The following is a 21,487-nucleotide window of genomic DNA, read 5'->3' on the forward strand; positions in this document are numbered from 1 at the left end:
GCTTACATTTTTACAGGTATATACTCCTTTCTTTGCTTGTCACGACCCTTACTATATTATTAAAGGAATACTGAAGACATTCCTACGTTTATTGAACAGTCAAAAATAAAACCACCTCTATTTATTTAGAGATGGTTAGTGAACGCTGACGTTTTTCTTTTAATTTATAATCGTATATCCATGTTGTACACATGCTAAATAACAATAGTGCAATTAATAAATAGCACAGGGTAGACATATTAAACGCATCGAAAATAATGCCTCCAAAGAGAGGGCCAATCATTTTACCTGCAGTAGCCATACTGTTGACTACGCCTTGATAAAACCCTTCTTTTCCTGATGGAGCTAACTGACTTGCGACAGCTGGAATTGCTGGCCAAACAAACATTTCTCCAACTGTTAACACAATCATTGCTGTTAAGAACTGCGAAAATGTTGTGGCATTCACCACGATGATGAAAGAAGCCACAAAAATAACCGTTCCAATTAGAACCTGTACTTTTAATGTCTTTGCTACTTTTTGAATGATAGGCACAATCAAAGGCTGACCGACTACAATTAAAATGCCGTTAATCGTCCAAAGCAAACTGTAGCTAGAAAGAGGTATATTCAACTCACGCGTATGCGTAGCAATCGTTGTTTGCCACTGAACATACGCGACCCAGCATAATACGTATCCTGTACATAAAATAAGAAGGGCCGTCAGTTTCGTTTTGTGCTGAATACTACCGGCTTCATTAAGGACATTCGTTTGCCCAACTGTAACCGAAATATGACGGTATGAAAAAATAGCAATAAGAAGAAAAATAACGTATAAAATTGTATTAGCTAAGAAAATATACGTAAATGAATAGGATGCTACAACGCCCCCTACCGCTGCGCCAATAGCCACTCCTGCATTTTGAGCAACGTACATCGCATTAAATGCTTTTCTTCCGCCTTGTGGCCAGACTGAGCCTGCCATTGCATACATAGATGGAAACACAATACCAGATCCAAATCCTACAATAACCAAGAGAACAACGTATGTAGGCCAACCATGAAAAAACACCAGTCCCACTAATGCAACAAGGGTAATAATAATTCCTGATAAAATGGATTTATATCCTCCAATTTTGTCAAAAAGCGTTCCCCCTAGTAAATTACCCACTACGCTTGCAGCAGAGTTCAGCATAAGAACCACTCCTGCAACGGATAACGACTTTCCTAAATGTTCATTTATATAAATTGTATTGAGAGGCCATAAAAACGAAGCTCCCGTTACGTTTACAAGCATACCAATAATCAAAAACCAAAGTGACTTGGGCATTGATCTCCCCCCTATCTATTCGAATGCCAACGTACATTCTAGTCTTTTCTTAAAGGGTTCGCAATGCTTTTACATATAGACAATTTATTTGAAATTCGCTGACTATTTAAAAAGGTGATTTCACATGACAATATCATGCAAAATCACCTTTTTACCGCTTATTTTTGCTTCGAACGAACCGGCTGGGCACGCTTGCTGTTCCGTGCTTTTAATTCTTTTACAGGATCAAAATCTTTTCCTAGCTCAATATCATTGCTGTTGATCCCGTTTTTTGTTTTTTGTTCCGGGTTATTTTGATTTGAACGAGTTGCCATAAAATCCTCTCCTTAATGCTGAGTTGTAATCAATTTATTTTGCAGCTGCTGAACTTGCAGGCGCATGCGATATAGCTGCTCTCTTTGCTGTGCATTTGCACTGTGAGAAAACTCTTCAATTTCTTTATAAGCATTTTCTAATTTTTCCTGTGCTTTTGTATATTCAGTGTCATTGTAATGTTCTTGTTTCATGCCTTCCTGTAACTGACCTTGTCCAAAGCGAATAGCATCTTCACACTGCTGCATAAGTTGATCCACTGCTTGACGAGTTGTCATTGTCTATTCCTCCTATTCGTTCATTTCTGTCTTATTTTGCGCAACTTTACTCTCCTTTACGACAAGAAGAACCTGTTAAATATAAGCATCCTTAAATTTGTTTGGCACTTTTTCACGTTTTTGATACAATTTGTTGATGTATATTGCATGTAAAAAGGAGGTTGCTGATTTGAATCAGACAAACCCATTTCCGTATAAATCTGAAAACAAACGTTATCATACCTGGAATTACCACTTACGTAACCACTTTGGCCATAAGGTATTTAAAGTAGCCTTAGATGGAGGATTTGATTGTCCAAACAGAGACGGCACGGTAGCTCACGGCGGCTGTACGTTTTGCAGCGCTGCCGGTTCAGGAGATTTCGCTGGAAACAGAGCGGATGATCTTGTGACACAATTTAACGAAATCCGTGAAAAAATGCATCATAAATGGAAAGACGGAAAATACGTTGCTTACTTTCAAGCATTCACTAACACTCACGCTCCTGTTGAGGAGCTTCGTGAAAAATATGAAGCGGTCTTAAAGCTTCCCGGAGTTGTTGGGGTTTCTATCGCCACGCGCCCTGACTGTCTCCCCGACGATGTGGTGGAGTACTTGGCTGAATTAAATGAACGAACTTATCTATGGGTAGAACTTGGACTGCAAACTGTTCATGAACGAACTTCACTGCTTATCAACCGGGCACACGATCATCAATGCTATGTAGATGGTGTAGCAAAGCTTCGAAAACACGGTATTCGCGTTTGTTCTCACATCATTAATGGTTTGCCTTTAGAAACACCTGAGATGATGATGGAAACGGTACGGGAAGTAGCAAAATTAGACGTTCAAGGAATTAAGATTCATCTGCTTCATTTACTAAAAGGAACTCCTATGGTCAAACAGTATGAAAAGGGCCTTGTTGAATTTCTTTCATTTGAAGAATATGTAAAGCTTGTATGCGATCAGCTCGAAGTAATCCCTTCTGAGATGATTGTTCATCGTATTACCGGTGATGGACCGATAGACCTCATGATCGGACCGATGTGGAGCGTAAATAAGTGGAGCGTATTAAATGCCATTGATCAAGAGCTCGAACGTCGCCAAAGCTATCAAGGAAAATATTACGAAAAAGAGTTGATGGAAAGATGAAAATAGAACGTATCCTGCCTTTTGCCCGCACGTTGCTCACTAATGCTGTGGCCGAAGGAGATGTCGCGATTGATGCTACAGCAGGAAATGGACATGATACATTGTTCTTAGCCAACTTAGTCGGAGATACAGGTCGTGTATATGGATTTGACATTCAGCCCCAAGCCATTCAAGCAACTCAGCAGCGATTGACAGAACATCATGTAGAAAAACGAGTCACGCTTATCCAAGAAAGCCATAGCAATATAAGCATGCTTCCCCACTCTATTAATGGACGAGTGACGGGCGCTGTCTTTAATTTAGGTTATTTACCAGGTGGAGATAAAGACATCGTCACCACTTCTGAAACAACAATTTCTGCAATTGAGCAGTTACTTGATTTGCTAGCACCTGAAGGAGTGATTGTGCTCGTTATTTATCACGGACACGAACAAGGGAAACAAGAAAGAGACGATTTACTAACGTACGTCCAAAATCTGGATCAAAAAGACGTCCATGTTTTACAATATCGCTTCATGAATCAGCAAAACAATCCTCCGTTCATCATTGCTATTGAAAAAAGATAAGCCGCATATGGCTTATCTTTTTAACATTCGGTACAAGCGTCCGTTGATATAGAAAAAGTAGCTGAGTGCTCCCCCCGCTTTGATTAATCGACGTGCATTCACATGAACATGTTTTTGTGCCCTCACTTTTTGATCGGACAAATAAACGCCCAGGAGTCCCTTATAGATAAAGCAGTGAAAGTGATAATCCGGCAGTTTTTTAGCATATTCGTCCGCTTTTACAACAAAATGCAAAAAGCGGTCCATCATTTGCTGATAGTGAGGATAATAAAAACAAAAGTTCAAATCTCCTCCTGCTTTATCTTCTTCTTGGTCAATTAAATAATCGAGTAAAATATGTAAACCTTGAATATAAGGAAAATATCCCGCTTTTATTTTCTCCGTCATTTCTTTGGTCATCTCTTCTTGAAAACTGTAAGCGGCCAAACAAAAAATGCCTAACGTTGAACCAGAGCACGCTGAAAATTCATACCACTCCATTTCAGGAACACTGTGCCGGTGAGCATCAAACCAATTCTCTAATCGTGGAACTCTTTCCTTGATTTCAACATGCTTATGTATTTGCAAATCACAATAATAAGTAGCTAGTTCTAATAAATGTGAAGAGACGATATGGTAATTACAGGCTTTTCGCAAGGACTGCTGACAAGTCTGGACAAGTTCCGCTAAATATCCTCCATCGTCTTTATCCGTTCGAAAACGATAGTAATCCCCAAGAGGTGCATGAGGAGTCAACGCATCTGGCATCGATTCATGTAAGGCTGCAAAATCTTTAGGATCGAGCGAATTGCTGCGGTCACATAAGTTATCTAAGTAATCGCTGATTGTTTGGTAGGCAACGATAAATTTTACGCATTCAATCATGTTTTCTTTCGCTAAAATCGATAGGATGCCGCCTCCTTCACAATGAAAAGTTTTTGTATCGATACTTGCCAATGCTTGAGTGCGTAATTCTTTATTAGGAATCTCTTTTGCCCGTTCCCGCCAATGGTTAAGCTCATGATGAACGACGGGAAACACTTCTCGATAAATTTTTCTCATTAATGAAATAGGACGAGACGGAATCTTCATTTATTTTCACCTCAATTTCTGACAGCACTCATTAAATGTGAAGATCAACAAAGCTTTTCGCGTATGTAAAAACGTATTCTCTTTCAGGCTCATTAAAGATTTCGTGATACAGCTGAGACCATTCTTTGTAGATTTTTTCACTTAGCTCTATTTCATCAAACCACTGTCTAACAATCAGCTTTTCAATAATTTTATCTTCTCCTGCCTGCATCACAAGAAGCGGAACATCCGGCAAACGATCGATATCTTTAAAAGCTAAGTTAACAGCTTGAATCAATTCTCGGTACCATCTTACAGAAACTTTTGTAACGTACAGTGAGTCGTTTTCATCTTCATCTCGAACTTCTTGGTTTCTTGTTGCTTTTTCAACAGTAAGACCCAAATCAAAAAGTTTGTTCGGCATGACTTTATTTAATCCTTTAGATAACATATCTAAGTAAGCTGGTACTTGCTCTTTTAATCCTAGACAAGGTGAGGAAAGAATCGCACCCCATATAGGAAGATTTTTTGTCTGCAGCGTACGAATAACCGCCAGTCCTCCCATACTATGTCCTAACAGGAAAATAGGCAAATCATATTTTTGCGCTTCACGTACCCATTCTTCCACTTCATATACATATTCATCAAAGGATAGGATATGTCCTCTTCTTCTCGTTGTTAAGCCTTGGCCAGGAAGGTCTCCCATGATTACGTGCATTCCAACCGAACGCCACATCTCAATCAGCCAGCGATAGCGCCCGTGATGCTCCGCTGCTCCATGGACCATGACAATAACGCCTTTTGGATTTACTGCTTCCCATTTATGCATTTGAGTTACTCCTTCTTCCTTTTTTTGTTTACCTGCTTTAAAAACCTTTGTACACTTACATTAGAAGATTTACTACTTTTTTTCAACTAATAAAGGGAGATGATTTGATGATTTATCCGTATAAAGAAAAAATGCCTAATATTGCACCCAGCTGCTTCCTCGCAGACTATGTCACGATTACTGGAGATGTCACCATTGGTGAAGAAAGTAGCATTTGGTTTAACACCGTTATTAGAGGAGATGTTTCGCCTACTATTATCGGGAAACGAGTAAATATACAAGATCAATCAACACTCCATCAAAGCCCAAATGCTCCTTTGCTTATTGAGGATGATGTGACAGTAGGACATCAAGTTATTTTACACAGCTCCATCATCCGCAAACGCGCGCTCATTGGCATGGGCTCTATTATTTTAGACGGTGCGGAAATTGGTGAAGGTGCTTTTATCGGTGCAGGAAGTTTAGTGCCTCCGGGTAAAAAAATACCACCTAATACTCTCGCACTCGGTCGACCTGCTAAAGTAATCCGCACTCTGACTGAGGAGGATTTAAAAGATATGCAGCGCATTCGTACAGAATATGTAGAAAAAGGGCAGTATTATAAGTCTATTAAGAAATCTGATTCTTCATTATAAAGGAAACGTTCCCTCAGAAAGTCATACTGAGGGAATTTTTTTAGTATCTCCACAAACTCTCTAATCATGTTCTATTCTCTCCACAATTGTAAAGAAATTTCCATATTAATTTACATCGTTTTAGTACTGCCTCCACAATTAAAGATTAAACTGAATAATAAAGACGTATTTATTAAAAAGGGAGCGACTCTATGAAAGCCAAGTTAATTCAGTATGTATACGATGCCGAATGCCGATTATTCAAAAGTGTAAATCAACATTTTGATCGAAAGCACTTAAATAGATTTTTACGTTTACTAACTCATGCCGGCGGAGCCACGTTTACCATTGTGATAGCGTGCTTGCTACTATTTCTGCATCCTTCATCCGTCGCTTACGCCTGTGCCTTTTCTCTAGCCGTTAGCCATATTCCTGTTGCCATTGCTAAGAAGCTATATCCGAGACAACGGCCTTATATTCAACTAAAGCATACAAAAGTATTAGAAAATCCATTAAAAGATCATTCATTTCCATCGGGGCATACAACGGCTATTTTTTCGTTAGTTACCCCTCTGATGATTACTTACCCAGCCTTCGCTGCCGTTCTTTTGCCGCTTGCAGTAACGGTAGGCATTTCAAGAATTTATCTCGGTCTGCACTATCCGACGGATGTCATGGTAGGCCTGATACTCGGCATCTTTTCAGGTGCTGTTTCACTGAACATATTTTTAGTCTAATTGATAGGAGGAGTACTCATGAGAATTGCTTTATTTACAGATACATTTGCTCCGGAAGTTAACGGAGCTGCTAAAACACTTTATCAATTTACTCAGTATGTCAAATCAAAGCAAATTCCCATCCAGGTATTTGCTCCTGAATTTGCTCATAATCGGTCGTTTTCAACGTATGTTCACCGCTCGCCTAGCATGCCGTTTTTCCTTTATCCAAACAGCCGTTTTTCATTGCCAAACGTTCTAAAAATTAAAAAGCAGCTGCAGGAATTCAACCCTTCTCTTATTCATTTGGCCACTCCTTTTACAATGGGGCTTTCCGGCTCCTATTACGGAAAAAGATTAGGTATTCCTCTTGTCGGCTCTTATCATACCAATTTTGATGATTATTTATCTCACTATGAACTTGAAAAAATGCGTGTACCACTGCAAAAATATATGAAATGGTTTTATAAACCTGTACAAAAATTATTCGCTCCCTCCGAAGTGACCAAACAGCAGCTAGAAAAACAAGGGTTTCACAACGTAGCTATTTGGTCGCGAGGGGTAAATCACAAATTGTTCCATCCCCACTATGACCGCTTTGATATTCGTATTAAATATAATATAAAAAAACCCTACATCTTAACGTATGTAGGAAGGTTAGCTAAAGAAAAGAACGCTGATTTTTTACTAAAAATTGCCCGATCTTTACCTGATCATATCCGCCACCAAGTTCACTGGCTTATTGTGGGAGATGGTCCCTTAAAAGAACAAATGCAACAGCAAGCATCTGAGCATATGACATTTACAGGCTTTCTTGAAGGTAAGCAACTTGCTCATATCTATTCTTCATCTGATTTGTTTGTTTTCCCTTCAGAAACAGAAACGTTCGGAAATGTCGTACTGGAGTCTCTTGCTTCTGGAACTCCCGTGGTGGCAGCAAATGCAGGAGGAGTTAAACAGATGGTTCAGCACGGGCGAAACGGCTACCTTTGCAAACCTCACTCCTTAGAAGAATTCAGTTCGGCTATTACAGGTTTACTTGATGATTTGCACCAGCGGCTTCACTTTGGCCATGCAGCGAGACACTATGCTCTTACTCAATCATGGGACGCCATTTTTCAGCATTTGCTTTCAGAATATGAAGATGTCGTAGAAAAATCTGCTGAAGGTATTCAATGGGCATAAAAAAAATCTCCGTTTTCACGGAGATTTTTTTTATTATTTAGCTAAAGCTTGAGTTTTTAATGCTTCAGCTTTGTCTGTGAACTCCCAAGGAAGCTCCACATCTGTACGACCAAAGTGACCGTAAGCTGCTGTTTGCTTATAAATTGGGCGACGTAAATCAAGCATTTTAATGATGCCTGCTGGACGTAGGTCAAAGTTTTTGCGTACTACATCTACTAGTACTTCTTCAGAAACTTTTCCTGTACCGAATGTATCAATTGAAATAGATACTGGCTGTGCAACACCAATTGCATATGCTAGTTGTACTTCACATTTATCAGCAAGATCAGCTGCTACAATGTTTTTCGCAACATAACGAGCTGCATAAGCTGCTGAACGGTCTACTTTTGTTGCGTCCTTACCAGAGAATGCACCGCCGCCGTGACGAGCATATCCGCCGTAAGTATCAACGATAATTTTACGACCAGTTAAACCAGCATCTCCTTGAGGGCCGCCGATTACGAAACGTCCTGTTGGGTTAATGAAATACTTTGTATTTTCATCAATTAACTCATTTGGAACAACTGGATTAATTACATATTCTTTTAAGTTACGTTGAATTTGCTCTAACGTTACTTCTGGGTGATGCTGAGTTGAAATAACAATTGTATCGATGCGAACAGGTTTGTTGTTTTCATCATATTCAACTGTTACTTGTGTTTTACCATCCGGGCGAAGGTAAGGAAGAATTTCTTCTTTACGTACTTCTGTTAGACGGCGAGCAAGTTTATGAGCTAATGAAATTGGAAGAGGCATTAATTCTTTTGTTTCGTTACATGCATAACCAAACATTAACCCTTGGTCTCCAGCTCCGATTGCTTCGATTTCTTCATCGGACATTTGACCTTCACGTGCTTCTAACGCTTGGTCTACACCAGCAGCGATATCAGCTGACTGCTCGTCGATAGATGTTAATACTGCACAAGTTTCAGCATCAAATCCGTATTTTGCACGAGTATAGCCAATTCCTTTAATTGTTTCACGAACTGTTTTAGGAATATCCACGTAAGTAGAAGTTGTAATTTCACCGCTTACTAAAACTAAACCAGTTGTTACGCTTGTTTCACAAGCAACACGAGCATTTGGATCCTTTGCTAGGATAGCATCAAGAATTGAGTCAGAAATTTGGTCACAAATTTTATCGGGATGTCCCTCTGTAACAGATTCTGACGTGAACAGACGACGTTGTGTTGACATCAGTTTTCCTCCTTATAAATACGATACATTGTGATACGGTACTCATTCCCTTATTTTCATTACACGTTAAAAAATATAAAAAAACCTTTCCTTGTATCGAGGAAAGGTATCAAATTCTACATAAGCCTTTCACTCTTATCGATCAAGGTTGTGCCCTTGCATCAGGTTAGCACCTTATCGTCTACACAAAAAAATGACGATGGTTGCTGGGTTTCACAGGGCCTGTCCCTCCACCAGCTCGGGATAAGAGAGTATCCGTTCAAGGACATATAATACATGAAAAAGCGCTTCACTGTCAACAACATTCAAATGGAAATCATCTCTTTATGTTTGAATCTGTTTTAATGTAACATACTCAAATTTAAAAATAGTATACCTTATTAAGAATGATCACGAAGTTTGGTTAACAAGACAGACCAAAAAAAGGCTTTCACTTGAAATAGCTTCACTTTTTTCGCTTCTAGCACATATACATGTGTCTAAAATAGGTATAACGTACATTTTTTTATAATACACAAACATTTTTAGTTAAATAGTATAGAATAATTAAATAAATGTGTTATACTAATTATAAATTTCAAACATTAATGAATAAATAATAGCTAAAAAGGAAGGTAGTGCACATGAGTACTGTTGATATGTCTATCGAATTAAATGGTTTGCTTCAATTAAAAACAACAAAACACCAATTATCTGTTCCACAACTTGTTGAAAAAATTCTAGCTCGACGCGAAGGAACGCTGACTTCTACAGGTGCTGTGTCAGTCGAAACCGGAAAATATACAGGTCGCTCTCCTTTGGATAAATTTATTGTAAGCGATGCTGTATCTTCAAAAACGGTTGAATGGGGACCCGTCAATCAGCCAATTTCTGCTCAGCGATTCGATGCGCTATACAAAAAAGTCTTAACCCACTTAAAGAAACAGGATGAACTTTTTGTTTTTAATGGATATGCTGGAGCTGATAAAAAGTATCAGTTACCAATTCAAGTAGTTAATGAATTTGCATGGCACAACCTATTCGCTCAGCAGTTATTCATTCGCCCTTCAGCTGAACAAAAAACAAATGATGATGTGAAGCCGTTTACAATTGTAGCAGCTCCAACGTTCAAAGCTGATCCTGAAACAGACGGGACGAATTCTGAAACCTTCATTATTCTTTCATTAGAGCGACGCATTGTGCTAATTGGAGGAACTGAATACGCTGGTGAAATGAAAAAATCTATTTTTTCAGTGATGAACTTCTTGCTTCCTCAAAACAATATTCTATCCATGCACTGTTCTGCTAACGTAGGAGAAGAAGGTGACGTTGCATTATTCTTTGGTTTATCTGGAACGGGTAAAACAACGCTTTCTGCTGATGCAAACCGTCGTTTAATCGGAGATGACGAGCACGGTTGGTCAAGCTCTGGTGTATTTAATATTGAAGGAGGCTGCTACGCGAAGTGCATTCAGCTTTCCGAAGAAAAAGAACCGCAAATTTTTAATGCAATTCGCTTCGGCGCAGTACTGGAAAATGTAGTGTTGAATCAAAATACAAAAGTAGCAGATTACAATGATAATAGTTTAACAGAGAATACTCGTGCCGCTTATTCAATTGACTCTATTGATAATACGGTATTGCCAAGCGTTGCTGGGCACCCTACAGCTATTGTCTTTTTAACTGCTGATGCCTTCGGCGTCTTACCTCCAATCAGCAAGCTTACAAAAGAACAAGCGATGTACCATTTTCTGAGCGGATACACTAGTAAATTAGCTGGAACAGAGCGCGGCGTAACATCGCCACAGGCTACTTTCTCTACATGCTTTGGTGAGCCTTTCTTACCTCTTGCTCCAACAACTTATGCAGAAATGCTAGGAAAGAAAATCGATGAACATAACGTAAATGTCTACCTTGTAAACACTGGATGGACCGGCGGTGAATACGGCGTGGGTGAACGAATGAAGTTAAGTTACACTCGAGCTATGGTTCAAGCAGCTCTTGAAGGAGAACTAGCTAATACCGAAACAGTAACAGATGCTATTTTTGGTTTATCGATTCCAACTCATGTTCCGGGAGTTCCTGATGAAGTGCTTCAGCCTTCTAAAGCATGGAACGATGCAACAGCTTATAACCAAAAAGCAACTGAACTTGCCGCTAAATTCAAAGCGAACTTCAAGCGTTTTAATGATGTAGCATCGGACATTTCAACATTAGGCGGACCTAGAGTCTAATAAAAAACCGATCGTCTTATAGACGATCGGTTTTTTAGTTAGTCGAATGTAATTTTGTCAGTTCATATGTGACAATGGTTTTTTCCTGCTCCATTTCTACCTTACGCACAACAGCAGTTCCAATACATTCTCCATTTTTCGTTTTGTGAATGTTTAATGGAATATCTAACGGATACAAACGATATCCTTTTTTCTCAACTTGAAAAATGTTATCTGTTACACGCTTTTCGTTGCCTTTTGTCACAATCATTGTATTTAATTCTAGCGGCATCCCCATTTTCTCTCACTCCTCACTGTTATTCTACTTGTTTTTTCTATCGTAGCATATCTTTTATTGCGCTTTCATCCACTTCGTTAACTTCTTTACCGTTTCTCGGTTTTCTTTTGGTGGAAAAGCATGTGGAAAGTTTTCAAAATACCAGCTGGTAACTTTTTTATTGGACTTCTTTAGTTTAGATTCGAGCTGATAGGAATGATCAATTGAGACGTTTTTATCTTCTAAACCATGAATAAGCAAGACCGGCGGCTCGACGAGATGAGCACGATGCAAAGGTGTCCTCCATTCGTATCTTTCAGGATATTTAGAAGGAGTTCCTCCAATCACCCGCTTCATCATTCTTCTTAAATCTTCTCTTTCTTCATATGTCAGCACCATATCCGTGACGCCTCCCCACAGCACAAGAGAACGGCTGTCTTTTTTTTCAATGGCTGTGAGTAAAGCCATCACTCCCCCTCGTGAAAACCCAAAAATATGAATGCGGTCATGGTGGACGTTAGGGAGCTGTTTCAGTAAATCGTAAGCAGCAAAAGCATCGTAACGATCATCTCCTGCAAAATCTTCGTTTCCTTCGCCTCCTTGATTTCCCCTATAGAACGGAGCCATCACAATAAAACCTTGTGAAGCAAATTGAATGAGGCGAGCAGGGCGAACCGTTCCTACGTTCTTAATACCTCCTCTTAAGTATAAAAAGCCGTCATACATTCCTTTTTCTTTTGGCTCTGCAAGCATTCCTTTAATCTTAAGCCCTTGACATGCATATGTAATCACCCACAGCGTCACGCGAGGATTTGATGATGGGAAACGCTGTTTATGAAGAATTGTTCCATCTTTCATTTTTTTCCTCCATTCTTTATATAACTAGCCTACTTTCTTCCGCTAAGGTTTACTTTCAGTCGTTGACTACTACTTCTTTGATTTTCCACATAGTTATATAGGCACTCACCTTCTTCCACTTCTTTACATACATTATCATAAAATATTTTATTACTTTAAGGAGGCTTGCTTTATGAAACCAATTAAATGGCTTTTTTCTTTGCTTGCTATTATGATTTTACTCATTCCACTAATTAGCTGCAGCAAAACAACATCTGTACAAACGGTTCGTGTCGGCGAAGTAACTCGCTCTATCTTTTATGCTCCCCAGTACGTCGCTATTTCAAAAGGCTTTTTTGAAGAAGAAGGACTAAAGGTAGATTTAAAAACAACTTGGGGCGGAGATAAGACAATGACGTCACTTTTATCTGATGGCATCGACGTCGCCTTAGTCGGCTCGGAAACGTCAATCTACGTATATGCACAAGGGTCTAGTGATCCCGTCATCAACTTTGCACAGCTAACCCAAACCGATGGAACATTTCTAGTAGCGCGTAAAAAGGTCAATCAATTCTCATGGGATCAGCTTAAAGGCAAAACGTTTCTTGGTCAACGTAAAGGCGGCATGCCGCAAATGGTAGGGGAATATGTGTTGAAACAGCATAATATTGATCCTAAAAAAGATGTAAAACTCGTTCAAAACATTGATTTTGCTAACGTTGCGAATGCTTTTGCTTCTGGTACTGGAGATTACGTTCAATTATTTGAGCCAACGGCTAGTATTTTAGAGAAACAAGGAAAAGGACATATCGTTGCTTCCTTCGGAAAAGAATCAGGAACAGTTCCTTATACAACATTTATGGCCAAAGAAAGCTATTTAAAAGATAACCCTGAAGCAGCAGCTAAATTTACTCGAGCTATTTACAAAGCACAAAAATGGGTGAATACACATAGCACAGATGAAATTGCTGAAGTGGTTGCACCGTATTTTGAAGATACACCTAAAGACACGCTAAAAACTGTTATTGACCGCTATAAATCGCAAAAATCCTTTGCAACTAACCCTTTATTAGATGAGAAAGAGTGGGATCATTTACAAACAATCATGGACGAATCTGGAGAACTTCCAAGACACATTGATCACAGCAAGCTAGTCAACACAAAATTCGCAAAAGATGCAATGAGGGAGTAATATGACAAAACTTCACATTCAAGATGTTCAACATATGTACCTTACGACAAAGTCTGCTACCACTGCACTTGAACATATTAATTTGTCTATTGAAGAAGGAGAATTCGTTTCCTTTCTCGGCCCAAGCGGATGTGGAAAAACGACGCTTCTATCGATTATTGCAGGCTTGATTGAACCAACGTCAGGCTCTGTCACAATAGACGGTGAAAATATCGGAACATCAGTTCCAAACATCGGTTATATGCTTCAACAAGATTATTTGTTTCCGTGGAAAACCATTAAAGAAAATATTTTACTTGGGCTTGAAATTCGCGGACAGCTAACAGACAAAACGGAGAGTAAAGCACTGCTGCTCCTAAAAGAAATTGGTCTACAAGGCGTAGATGACCTATATCCACACCAATTATCCGGAGGCATGAGACAACGCGTCGCTTTAGTCCGAACACTTGCCATTGACCCCGCTATTTTACTCTTGGATGAACCTTTTTCAGCACTTGATTTTCAAACAAAACTCAAGCTTGAAGAACTTGTCTCCAAAACACTGATGACTTATCAAAAAACGGCCGTTTTGGTCACGCACGATATCGGCGAAGCCATTGCTATGAGCAGCCGAATCTTTTTATTCTCAGCCAAGCCAGGAAAAATCGCAAAAACATTCACGGTTCCTTCTATTTTACGAACCCTCTCTCCGTTTGAAGCACGACAGCATCCTGTCTATAACGATTTATTTATGGACATATGGAAGGAGCTTGATCAACTTGAAACCCACTAGCTCCCTAGATACTCTTCACGAAAGCTACCTTCGCAAGGTTCGGGGCGAAAAACGATTAGTACTGAGCGTACAGCTGGTCATTTTCTTAGCCTTTTTTAGCTTCTGGGAACTGGCTTCTCGTTTAAAGTGGATTGACCCTTTAATCTTCAGTTCCCCTACTAAAGTATGGCATTTATTTTTAATTAAACTTGCCGACGGCTCGCTGGCAGAACATATTGGTTTTACGTTATTCGAAACAGTTCTTGGCTTCATTTTAGGCACAGTGCTAGGTATTTTACTTGCAACGGCCCTTTGGTATTCAACTAGGCTTGCACATATATTAGACCCTTACCTCGTTATTTTAAACGCCATGCCTAAAGTAGCGCTGGGCCCTATTTTAATTGTAGCAATTGGGCCAGGATTTTTCTCAATTTTAACGATGGGAGCGATTATATCCGTTATCATTACATCCATCGTCGTTTACACAGCCTTTAAAGAAGTGGATCCAAACTATATTAAATTACTAAAAAGCTTCGGGGCAACGAAAACCCGCTGTTTTAAAGAAGCAATTCTTCCAGCTTCCATGCCTGCCATTATTTCCACATTTAAAGTAAACGTCGGTTTATCTTGGGTAGGCGTCATCGTAGGAGAATTTTTAGTTTCTTCAAAAGGGCTTGGATATATGATTATTTATGGTTTCCAAGTCTTCAACTTTACTCTTGTTCTTCTCAGCTTATTATTAATTGCCATTTTCGCTACGATTATGTACCAAGGCGTGGCTTATCTAGAAAAGAAATTGATTCGACGCTCATAAAAAATACCCCCGTACAAACGGGGGTATTTTCGTTGATATGATGCTTTTACAAAAATGTTCGCTTTACATATTTCATTACATACTGCAAAACATTATCTTTCATAATGAAGCTGTACGCATCATCTTGTTGAATGCCCGAAGGTAGTTCGTCAATCATTACGGGACCATCTGTTTCCATGTAGTCTTCTTTTTTAATTACATTTCCAATCGTAGCAAAATAAATATTTTTAATAATGGTCTTTCCTTTACTTACTACTTTATATTGACCAATATAAGTTAAAGAAGAGACTTCTCCGCCTGTTTCTTCAAACACTTCTCGAACCGCTGCTTCTTCTGGTATTTCATTGCCTTCTAGTTTTCCTCCGGGAAATTCTAAACCTCGTTTTGAGTGATTCGTTAGCAACCATTGATTTTCATACCTGCATACGACCCAAACATGACGTGGAGTTTTCGAGAATGGATTTTTTTCAAATGATAAAAATACTTGATTATGATATGCATCCTTAAATGTGTACATGGTCGACTCAAACTCCATTTGATTTTTCCCTTATTTTATCATACATTATGGCCATACCTGATAAGAAAAGTATGCTCGTACTTTTTTTCTTTGCATTTTACCCCTTATTCCGTTCTATCTGAAGATAAAATATTCATCTGTTTGATATGTGATTTTGTTTCATCGTCTCCCAGCTGATAAAGCATGGCATATATGTCAACTGTTGTTTTATCGTACATATCATTTTGAGAATCATGATGATATTCCAGATACGGAATATGGGATCGCCAAAAGCTTGACCAATCGCTTGAAGCGCGCTGATCTAAATAGGTTCTCAGCTGCTCCACTTCTTCATCTGTTGCTTCAATCGCATAATTCCAATCTGAAGCAGTATTTGACTGATTGATTTCCCCTGAACTCAGAGATACATAATATTTTTTTGTCATGAAAGATATTCAGCTCCTTCTTTCTAGTGCCAACTTATCTTTCTTATGTGTATCTTATTCTTTTTTTATACACTCTACGATTTAAAGCGGTCTTTTAAAATCGCTATTGCTTTTTTTAACGGCTCTGGAATTGGAACCCCTACAATTCTTGCGTTTTCTGTAATTGAAATCATTTCGTTTAAAATATAGAACAAAATAGCTCCATCTCGAATAATATGACCGTTTTCCCAAAATACAGAATCGATAAAGTTTGCTACAGCAATCATGGCAAAAATAAAAATTTTTTTGGCAATTCCTTTAAAACCTACTTTGCTAGATAAACGTTTATTTATAAAAGCTGCAATCGTGCCTGTCAAGTAATCCATTGCCACTAATGCTACTAAAGCCATTAGTAAATAGTCCCACTCTCCAAATAAAAAAAAAGCCAGTGAACCTAAACTTGAAATTATCAAGACAGAAAGCTTCTGCATATCCACTTTTTTCACCCTTTCAGCAGTCATATCCCTACAGTATATGCCGGTGAAAAAAAAGTGTTCGTCCATCTTATCATAAAAAAACCTGCGATTGCTCGCAGGTTTTACTTACTTGCCTAGGAATGACTTTAACATCCACGTATGTTTTTCTAAGCTTTGATGAATAGCTAACAGCATGTCTCCTGTTGTTTCATCGCCCGCTTCACCGGCTGCATCCATTCCTTCTTTTAATTCAGCAGTTAGCGTATCAAAATCGCTTACTAAAGAAGCAACCATGTCTTTAGCCGTTTCGCTTCCATCCGCTTCTTTAATAGAAGAAAGCTCTAACGATTCTTTCATTGTTGCCACAGGTTTTCCTTCTAGTGCTAAAAGGCGTTCTGCAAGGTCATCAATAATTGTAGCTGTTTCCGTATACAGCTCTTCAAACTTTTCATGAAGAGTGAAGAATTGTTCACCTTTCACGTACCAATGAAAATTATGAAGTTTTATGTACATTACACTAAAGTTTGCCACTTGTTTATTAACAATTTCATTTACATTTGCTGCCATGTTGTTCGCTCCTTTATGAACTCTTTATATAGTATAGTTGTACCCTTTTTTAGTTGATTAAAACATTTTTTTCATAAAAAGAGACATTTCCCTTTCTTTAGACTCAGAGAAACGTCTTCATCTTTTTCCAAATAAAATAAGCAGCCCAGCGGACTGCTTATTTTTAGCCAAATACTTTTTCTAAATCTTCTTTGTCCTGTTCTAACCAGAACTTCATCAAGCGTTTTGCTCCTTCTAAATCGTGAAGTTTTGCTTGACCGCACTGTTTTTCATTTGCTGCTGGAATTTCAGTAATGTTAATTGCATCTTTTAGCGTATCGTCCAACAAATCAATAATTTCACGTACAGTCGGCTCCCCGCTCACTACTAAGTAGTATCCCGTTTGACATCCCATAGGCGAAATATCAATAATATCAAAGTGATCGTATTTTTCTACATGAGTACGAATATTAAAAGCTAATAAATGCTCTAACGTATGAATAACGTCCGGCTTCATTGCTTGTTTGTTTGGTTGGCAAAAACGAATATCGAATTTATTTACAACGCCGTCGCTTCCCACTTTGTGAACACCGCAGTGTCTTACGTAAGGTGCTTTAACTGCATTATGATCTAGCTCAAAACTTTCTACTGATGGCATAATACCACTCCTTTTTTCTTCTTTCACCTATCATAACATGCAATTCCGATATATTTCATCCATTTAATAACCTTTATTTCTTTTAGTTGCTTTTTATTCCTTCTATCCCTTATAGTATGAGCAAACACGAAAGAAAGAACGTGATAATAAATGATTGCAAAGCTTTTGCTTTTACTTATAAAAGGATATCAAAAAGGAATTTCGCCTTTTCTTCCGGCAAGGTGCCGGTTTTACCCTACTTGCTCCCAGTACGGAGTTGAATCCATTAAACGCTTTGGTGCCGTAAAGGGATCTTATTTGACTATAAAACGCATTTTAAAATGCCACCCGTTCCATCCGGGTGGCATCGATGAAGTACCTGAGAAAAAATCACACTAAGCTTTAGTTGTTTTCGATTGCTTCATACCCATTTACAACAACATCTAGCTTTCCTGTATTTGGATCAATAACTAGTCCATGTACAGGAGTATCTTTTGAAAATAGAGGATGATTACGAATTGTCTCTACACTATGCTGAACAGTCTCTTCTACTGAATCAAAACCCGTTAACCATTTTTTCAAGTCCATAGAATATTCAATGGTATTAATCACTTCATCTGAGATGCCTTTTGCTCTTACTTTCTCTAAAAAAGGTTCCGCCTGAAGTTTACCTGCTCCGCAGTCATGGTGACCAATTACACATACCTCATCAGCTTGTAGCTCGTACACAGCTACTAAAATGCTTCGCATAATACTTCCAAATGGATGTGAAACAAGTGCTCCTGCATTTTTAACAATTTTCACGTCTCCGTTACGCAGATTTAAAGCGTGCGGAAGCAATTCTACCAATCTTGTGTCCATACACGATAAAATAACCATTTTTTTATTAGGGAATTTGCTTGTTTCGTAAAGTTCATACTTCTTTTCTTCTACAAATTTTTTGTTGAATTCTAAAACATCTTGTAATAAGCTCATTTGCTGTCTTCTCCTTCATAAAAAAAATTCTTTCTTGTATTATAATACTTTTTCCTATAAGATGAAAAGTGTTAAATCGTAATCATTATTATTTAAAGACAAGAAAGTAGGTTATAACAGTGAAAAAAATTCCCGTTACCGTTTTAAGCGGATACCTTGGGTCAGGTAAAACAACTCTTTTGAACCATATTTTAAAAAATAAAGAAGGTTTAAAGGTCGCGGTCATTGTCAATGACATGAGCGAAGTAAATATTGATGCAGACTTAGTTAAACAAGGCGGATTTTCTCGAACAGAAGAAAAACTTGTTGAAATGCAAAATGGCTGTATTTGCTGTACGCTTCGAGATGATTTAATGAAAGAGGTAGAACGCCTCGCTGACAATGATGATATTGATTATATTGTCATTGAATCTTCCGGAATCAGCGAACCTATCCCTGTTGCTCAAACATTTACTTATATTGATGAAGAGCTTGGCATTGATTTAACTCAGAAATGTTCATTAGATACGATGGTCACTGTAGTAGATGCTAATCGCTTTTGGGAAGACTTTTCATCCGGCGAAAGCTTATTAGACCGCAAAGAAGGAACGGATGAAAACGATAAAAGAGAAGTGGTTGATTTATTAATCGATCAAATTGAATTTGCAAATGTCATTTTATTAAACAAAGTTGATTTGTTAACAAAAGATGATGCAGATGAGCTGCAGGCTGTTCTTCACAAATTAAACTCAGAGGCCACTGTTATCCAAACAATTAATAGTGAGGTAAAACTTGAAGCCATATTTCATACCGACTTATTCGACTTTGAAAAAGCTAGTCAAGGAGCCGGGTGGATTAAAGAATTAAATGAAGAACACCATACGCCTGAAACAGAAGAGTTTGGTATTTCTTCTTTTGTATATAGAAGGAATCGTCCCCTTCATCCTGAACGCTTTATGAAATGGTTAGAGGACTGGCCGGTTGATATTGTACGTGCAAAAGGATTTTTCTGGCTTGCTTCACGTAACCATATGGCAGGACTTCTTTCTCAAGCAGGTACGTCCATTATGATTCAAGGAGCGGGTGAATGGGTCGCAACGTACACAGCAGAGGAAAGGGAACAAACCTTAAAGGAAGAACCTGAATTACGAGCAAAATGGGATGAACAATTTGGAGACCGTATTAACGAGCTTGTATTGATTGGTATTGATATGAACAAAGCTGAAATAATTGAAACTTTAGACCACTGTTTGCTGACAAATGAGGAAATGAATCAAGATTGGGCTACTTTCAAAGACCCCCTTCCTAAGTTTACAGTAAGTGCGTAAATTTTTAGTTTTCAAATCGTAATAATTACGATATAATAACATAGGTCATAAATGGTTACGATACGAACGGAAGGAGCAACATAATGAAATTCAAACCACTTTTAATGGTGCTGGCATTAGGAATTGGAACAGCCCTTGCAGGGTGCAGTTCAAGCAGTGCAAATAACGCATCTGATAATAAAAATAAAAAATTAGAAGTTTACACAACAATTTACCCTTTACAGGATTTCACTGAAAAAATCGGTGGAAAATATGTAGAAGCTAAAAGCATTTTACCAACCGGTGTAGATGCTCACTCATTTGAACCTACCACAAAAACAATGGTCAAAATCGCAAACGCGGACGCATTCGTTTACTCAGGAATTGGGCTTGAAGGCTTTGCAGATAAAGCACAGTCTACGCTAAAGAATGAAGATGTCGCTTTAGTAGAAGCTGCAAAAGGAATTGAACTAGCAAAGAGTTCTGAAGATGAGCATGCCCATGAGGACGAACATGCACATGAAGAAGAGCATCACCACGGAGATACAGACCCTCACGTTTGGCTTGATCCTATTTTAGCTATTCAATTAGCAGAAAATATTAAAAATGAACTTGTTGAATTAAAACCAGATAAAAAAGCAGAATTTGAAAAGAACTTCCAATCCTTAAAGACTCAGCTTGAAGATGTGAACCAAGAGTTAAAAACAACGATTGGCGACGCACCTCATAAAGAAATTTTAGTATCACATGCAGCCTACGGCTACTGGGAAAAACGATACGGATTAAAGCAAATTAGCGTAGCGGGTTTATCTCCTACAAATGAGCCGTCTCAAAAACAATTAGAAAACATCGTAAAACAAGCAAAAAAAGACCATATCAAATACTTTATCTTTGACCAAAATTTAAAGCCTAAAGTGTCTACACTTGTAAAAAATGAAGTGGGAGCTCAAGCTTTAACACTTCATAACTTAGAGTCATTAACGAAAAACGATGTTAAAAATAAAGAAGATTATTTCTCCATTATGCAACACAACATTGATACGTTGAAAAAAGCATTATATTAATAAAAAAACTAGCCTCTCGGCTAGTTTTTTTATTGTAATTTATATTTTTGCTTAAAGCGTTCCACACGGCCGCCTTTATCAGCAAATTTTTGTTTTCCTGTATAAAATGGATGTGTATCCGAACTAATTTCAACTTTTAAAAGCGGATATGTGTTGCCATCTTCCCATTGGACGGTCTCATTTGATTGTTTTGTAGATCCTGATAAAAATGATGTTCCGCTATTTGTATCCATAAACACAACTTTACGATAGTCTGGATGAATATTTGTTTTCATTAAATATCTCTCCTTTA

The 21,487-nt window shown here is 38.3% G+C and carries 27 protein-coding genes and 1 riboswitch; of the genes, 12 read left to right on the forward strand and 15 right to left on the reverse strand.

The features are described 5' to 3' along the window. Positions 1 to 121: 121 nt before the first annotated feature. The 3 genes from WKH56_RS04985 to WKH56_RS04995 form a co-directional block, all read right to left on the reverse strand. Positions 122 to 1,309 (reverse strand): MDR family MFS transporter, encoded by a 1,188-nt coding sequence (locus tag WKH56_RS04985; RefSeq protein WP_033579590.1) that lies wholly within the window; start codon positions 1,307 to 1,309, stop codon positions 122 to 124. A gap of 158 nt (positions 1,310 to 1,467) precedes the next feature. Beyond that, on the reverse strand, positions 1,468 to 1,623 hold the full coding sequence (locus WKH56_RS04990; protein WP_013059527.1) for a hypothetical protein: 156 nt from the start codon (positions 1,621 to 1,623) through the stop codon (positions 1,468 to 1,470). Positions 1,624 to 1,635: 12 nt separating this feature from the next. Further along, positions 1,636 to 1,899, reverse strand: a complete 264-nt coding sequence (locus WKH56_RS04995; protein ID WP_013059528.1) for a YtzC family protein — start codon at positions 1,897 to 1,899, stop codon at positions 1,636 to 1,638. Positions 1,900 to 2,068: 169 nt separating this feature from the next. On the opposite strand from WKH56_RS04995, the gene mnmL reads away from it, so the two are divergent. Together mnmL and mnmM are read left to right on the forward strand one after the other, a co-directional pair. Beyond that, complete coding sequence (gene mnmL, locus WKH56_RS05000; RefSeq protein WP_063248622.1) at positions 2,069 to 3,031, forward strand: tRNA modification radical SAM protein MnmL/YtqA; 963 nt, start codon at positions 2,069 to 2,071, stop codon at positions 3,029 to 3,031. After that, positions 3,028 to 3,597: a tRNA 5-(aminomethyl)-2-thiouridylate-methyltransferase MnmM gene (gene mnmM, locus WKH56_RS05005; protein WP_034271406.1), complete on the forward strand. Its 570-nt coding sequence runs from the start codon at positions 3,028 to 3,030 to the stop codon at positions 3,595 to 3,597. The genes mnmL and mnmM overlap by 4 nt, the downstream gene beginning before the upstream one ends. 12 nt (positions 3,598 to 3,609) lie before the next feature. Here mnmM and WKH56_RS05010 read toward each other — a convergent pair whose 3' ends face one another. Then, positions 3,610 to 4,668: a tetraprenyl-beta-curcumene synthase family protein gene (locus tag WKH56_RS05010; RefSeq protein ID WP_028411844.1), complete on the reverse strand. Its 1,059-nt coding sequence runs from the start codon at positions 4,666 to 4,668 to the stop codon at positions 3,610 to 3,612. Between the two features lie 31 nt (positions 4,669 to 4,699). Then, complete coding sequence (locus WKH56_RS05015; RefSeq protein ID WP_013059532.1) at positions 4,700 to 5,476, reverse strand: alpha/beta fold hydrolase; 777 nt, start codon at positions 5,474 to 5,476, stop codon at positions 4,700 to 4,702. 107 nt (positions 5,477 to 5,583) lie between these two features. On the opposite strand from WKH56_RS05015, the gene WKH56_RS05020 reads away from it, so the two are divergent. The 3 genes from WKH56_RS05020 to WKH56_RS05030 all read left to right on the forward strand — a co-directional run bounded on the left by WKH56_RS05020 (position 5,584) and on the right by WKH56_RS05030 (position 7,991). Further along, on the forward strand, positions 5,584 to 6,111 hold the full coding sequence (locus WKH56_RS05020) for a gamma carbonic anhydrase (RefSeq protein WP_028411845.1): 528 nt from the start codon (positions 5,584 to 5,586) through the stop codon (positions 6,109 to 6,111). Positions 6,112 to 6,302: 191 nt separating this feature from the next. Next, complete coding sequence (locus WKH56_RS05025) at positions 6,303 to 6,827, forward strand: phosphatase PAP2 family protein (protein WP_028411846.1); 525 nt, start codon at positions 6,303 to 6,305, stop codon at positions 6,825 to 6,827. Between the two features lie 18 nt (positions 6,828 to 6,845). After that, the gene (locus tag WKH56_RS05030; protein WP_310884123.1) at positions 6,846 to 7,991 is read left to right on the forward strand and encodes a glycosyltransferase family 4 protein; all 1,146 of its coding nucleotides are present in this window, start codon (positions 6,846 to 6,848) and stop codon (positions 7,989 to 7,991) included. A 33-nt stretch (positions 7,992 to 8,024) separates the two neighbouring features. Here WKH56_RS05030 and metK read toward each other — a convergent pair whose 3' ends face one another. Then, positions 8,025 to 9,227: a methionine adenosyltransferase gene (gene metK / locus WKH56_RS05035; RefSeq protein WP_013059536.1), complete on the reverse strand. Its 1,203-nt coding sequence runs from the start codon at positions 9,225 to 9,227 to the stop codon at positions 8,025 to 8,027. A 132-nt stretch (positions 9,228 to 9,359) separates the two neighbouring features. Beyond that, positions 9,360 to 9,477: riboswitch (SAM riboswitch) on the reverse strand. 373 nt (positions 9,478 to 9,850) lie between these two features. On the opposite strand from metK, the gene pckA reads away from it, so the two are divergent. Next, a complete protein-coding gene (gene pckA, locus WKH56_RS05040) occupies positions 9,851 to 11,440 on the forward strand; it encodes a phosphoenolpyruvate carboxykinase (ATP) (protein ID WP_028411848.1) in 1,590 nt (529 codons plus the stop codon). 34 nt (positions 11,441 to 11,474) lie between these two features. On the opposite strand, the gene WKH56_RS05045 is transcribed toward pckA, so the two are convergent. Both WKH56_RS05045 and WKH56_RS05050 read right to left on the reverse strand, forming a co-directional pair. Next, positions 11,475 to 11,717: a DUF2584 domain-containing protein gene (locus WKH56_RS05045; protein WP_028411849.1), complete on the reverse strand. Its 243-nt coding sequence runs from the start codon at positions 11,715 to 11,717 to the stop codon at positions 11,475 to 11,477. Positions 11,718 to 11,771: 54 nt separating this feature from the next. Further along, positions 11,772 to 12,554 (reverse strand): alpha/beta hydrolase family protein, encoded by a 783-nt coding sequence (locus tag WKH56_RS05050; protein ID WP_028411850.1) that lies wholly within the window; start codon positions 12,552 to 12,554, stop codon positions 11,772 to 11,774. 172 nt (positions 12,555 to 12,726) lie between these two features. On the opposite strand from WKH56_RS05050, the gene WKH56_RS05055 reads away from it, so the two are divergent. Genes WKH56_RS05055 through WKH56_RS05065 form a run of 3 tightly spaced genes read left to right on the forward strand, consistent with a single transcriptional unit; the run spans position 12,727 to position 15,290 of the window. Further along, complete coding sequence (locus WKH56_RS05055) at positions 12,727 to 13,725, forward strand: ABC transporter substrate-binding protein (RefSeq protein ID WP_048019671.1); 999 nt, start codon at positions 12,727 to 12,729, stop codon at positions 13,723 to 13,725. Between the two features lies 1 nt (position 13,726). Further along, positions 13,727 to 14,497 (forward strand): ABC transporter ATP-binding protein, encoded by a 771-nt coding sequence (locus tag WKH56_RS05060; protein WP_025750714.1) that lies wholly within the window; start codon positions 13,727 to 13,729, stop codon positions 14,495 to 14,497. After that, positions 14,484 to 15,290, forward strand: coding sequence for an ABC transporter permease (locus WKH56_RS05065; RefSeq protein ID WP_033579585.1), 807 nt, complete (start codon positions 14,484 to 14,486; stop codon positions 15,288 to 15,290). The genes WKH56_RS05060 and WKH56_RS05065 overlap by 14 nt, the downstream gene beginning before the upstream one ends. 46 nt (positions 15,291 to 15,336) lie before the next feature. On the opposite strand, the gene ytkD is transcribed toward WKH56_RS05065, so the two are convergent. From ytkD to WKH56_RS05090, 5 genes are all read right to left on the reverse strand, one after another. Then, the gene (gene ytkD / locus WKH56_RS05070; protein WP_034271379.1) at positions 15,337 to 15,807 is read right to left on the reverse strand and encodes an RNA deprotection pyrophosphohydrolase; all 471 of its coding nucleotides are present in this window, start codon (positions 15,805 to 15,807) and stop codon (positions 15,337 to 15,339) included. A 104-nt stretch (positions 15,808 to 15,911) separates the two neighbouring features. Continuing rightward, positions 15,912 to 16,232: a hypothetical protein gene (locus tag WKH56_RS05075; protein WP_033579584.1), complete on the reverse strand. Its 321-nt coding sequence runs from the start codon at positions 16,230 to 16,232 to the stop codon at positions 15,912 to 15,914. Between the two features lie 74 nt (positions 16,233 to 16,306). After that, a complete protein-coding gene (locus tag WKH56_RS05080; protein ID WP_014457957.1) occupies positions 16,307 to 16,732 on the reverse strand; it encodes a phage holin family protein in 426 nt (141 codons plus the stop codon). Between the two features lie 81 nt (positions 16,733 to 16,813). Continuing rightward, positions 16,814 to 17,254 (reverse strand): Dps family protein, encoded by a 441-nt coding sequence (locus tag WKH56_RS05085; protein WP_013059546.1) that lies wholly within the window; start codon positions 17,252 to 17,254, stop codon positions 16,814 to 16,816. A 163-nt stretch (positions 17,255 to 17,417) separates the two neighbouring features. Beyond that, the gene (locus WKH56_RS05090; RefSeq protein WP_013059547.1) at positions 17,418 to 17,891 is read right to left on the reverse strand and encodes an S-ribosylhomocysteine lyase; all 474 of its coding nucleotides are present in this window, start codon (positions 17,889 to 17,891) and stop codon (positions 17,418 to 17,420) included. 150 nt (positions 17,892 to 18,041) lie between these two features. On the opposite strand from WKH56_RS05090, the gene yidD reads away from it, so the two are divergent. After that, on the forward strand, positions 18,042 to 18,269 hold the full coding sequence (gene yidD, locus WKH56_RS05095; protein ID WP_080754454.1) for a membrane protein insertion efficiency factor YidD: 228 nt from the start codon (positions 18,042 to 18,044) through the stop codon (positions 18,267 to 18,269). Positions 18,270 to 18,272: 3 nt separating this feature from the next. On the opposite strand, the gene WKH56_RS05100 is transcribed toward yidD, so the two are convergent. Next, entirely contained in the window at positions 18,273 to 18,845 is a 573-nt protein-coding gene (locus tag WKH56_RS05100; RefSeq protein ID WP_028411855.1) for a beta-class carbonic anhydrase, read from the reverse strand. A gap of 119 nt (positions 18,846 to 18,964) precedes the next feature. Here WKH56_RS05100 and WKH56_RS05105 point away from each other — a divergent pair, with 119 nt between their 5' ends. Both WKH56_RS05105 and WKH56_RS05110 read left to right on the forward strand, forming a co-directional pair. Further along, positions 18,965 to 20,152, forward strand: coding sequence for a GTP-binding protein (locus WKH56_RS05105; protein ID WP_310884124.1), 1,188 nt, complete (start codon positions 18,965 to 18,967; stop codon positions 20,150 to 20,152). A gap of 83 nt (positions 20,153 to 20,235) precedes the next feature. Then, on the forward strand, positions 20,236 to 21,195 hold the full coding sequence (locus WKH56_RS05110; protein WP_028411857.1) for a metal ABC transporter solute-binding protein, Zn/Mn family: 960 nt from the start codon (positions 20,236 to 20,238) through the stop codon (positions 21,193 to 21,195). A gap of 29 nt (positions 21,196 to 21,224) precedes the next feature. Here the strand turns inward: WKH56_RS05110 and WKH56_RS05115 are convergent, their stop codons facing one another. Then, positions 21,225 to 21,470, reverse strand: a complete 246-nt coding sequence (locus WKH56_RS05115; protein ID WP_013059552.1) for a type B 50S ribosomal protein L31 — start codon at positions 21,468 to 21,470, stop codon at positions 21,225 to 21,227. Positions 21,471 to 21,487: the final 17 nt, after the last annotated feature.

The sequence above is a fragment of the Priestia sp. SB1 genome (genome assembly GCF_038898415.1).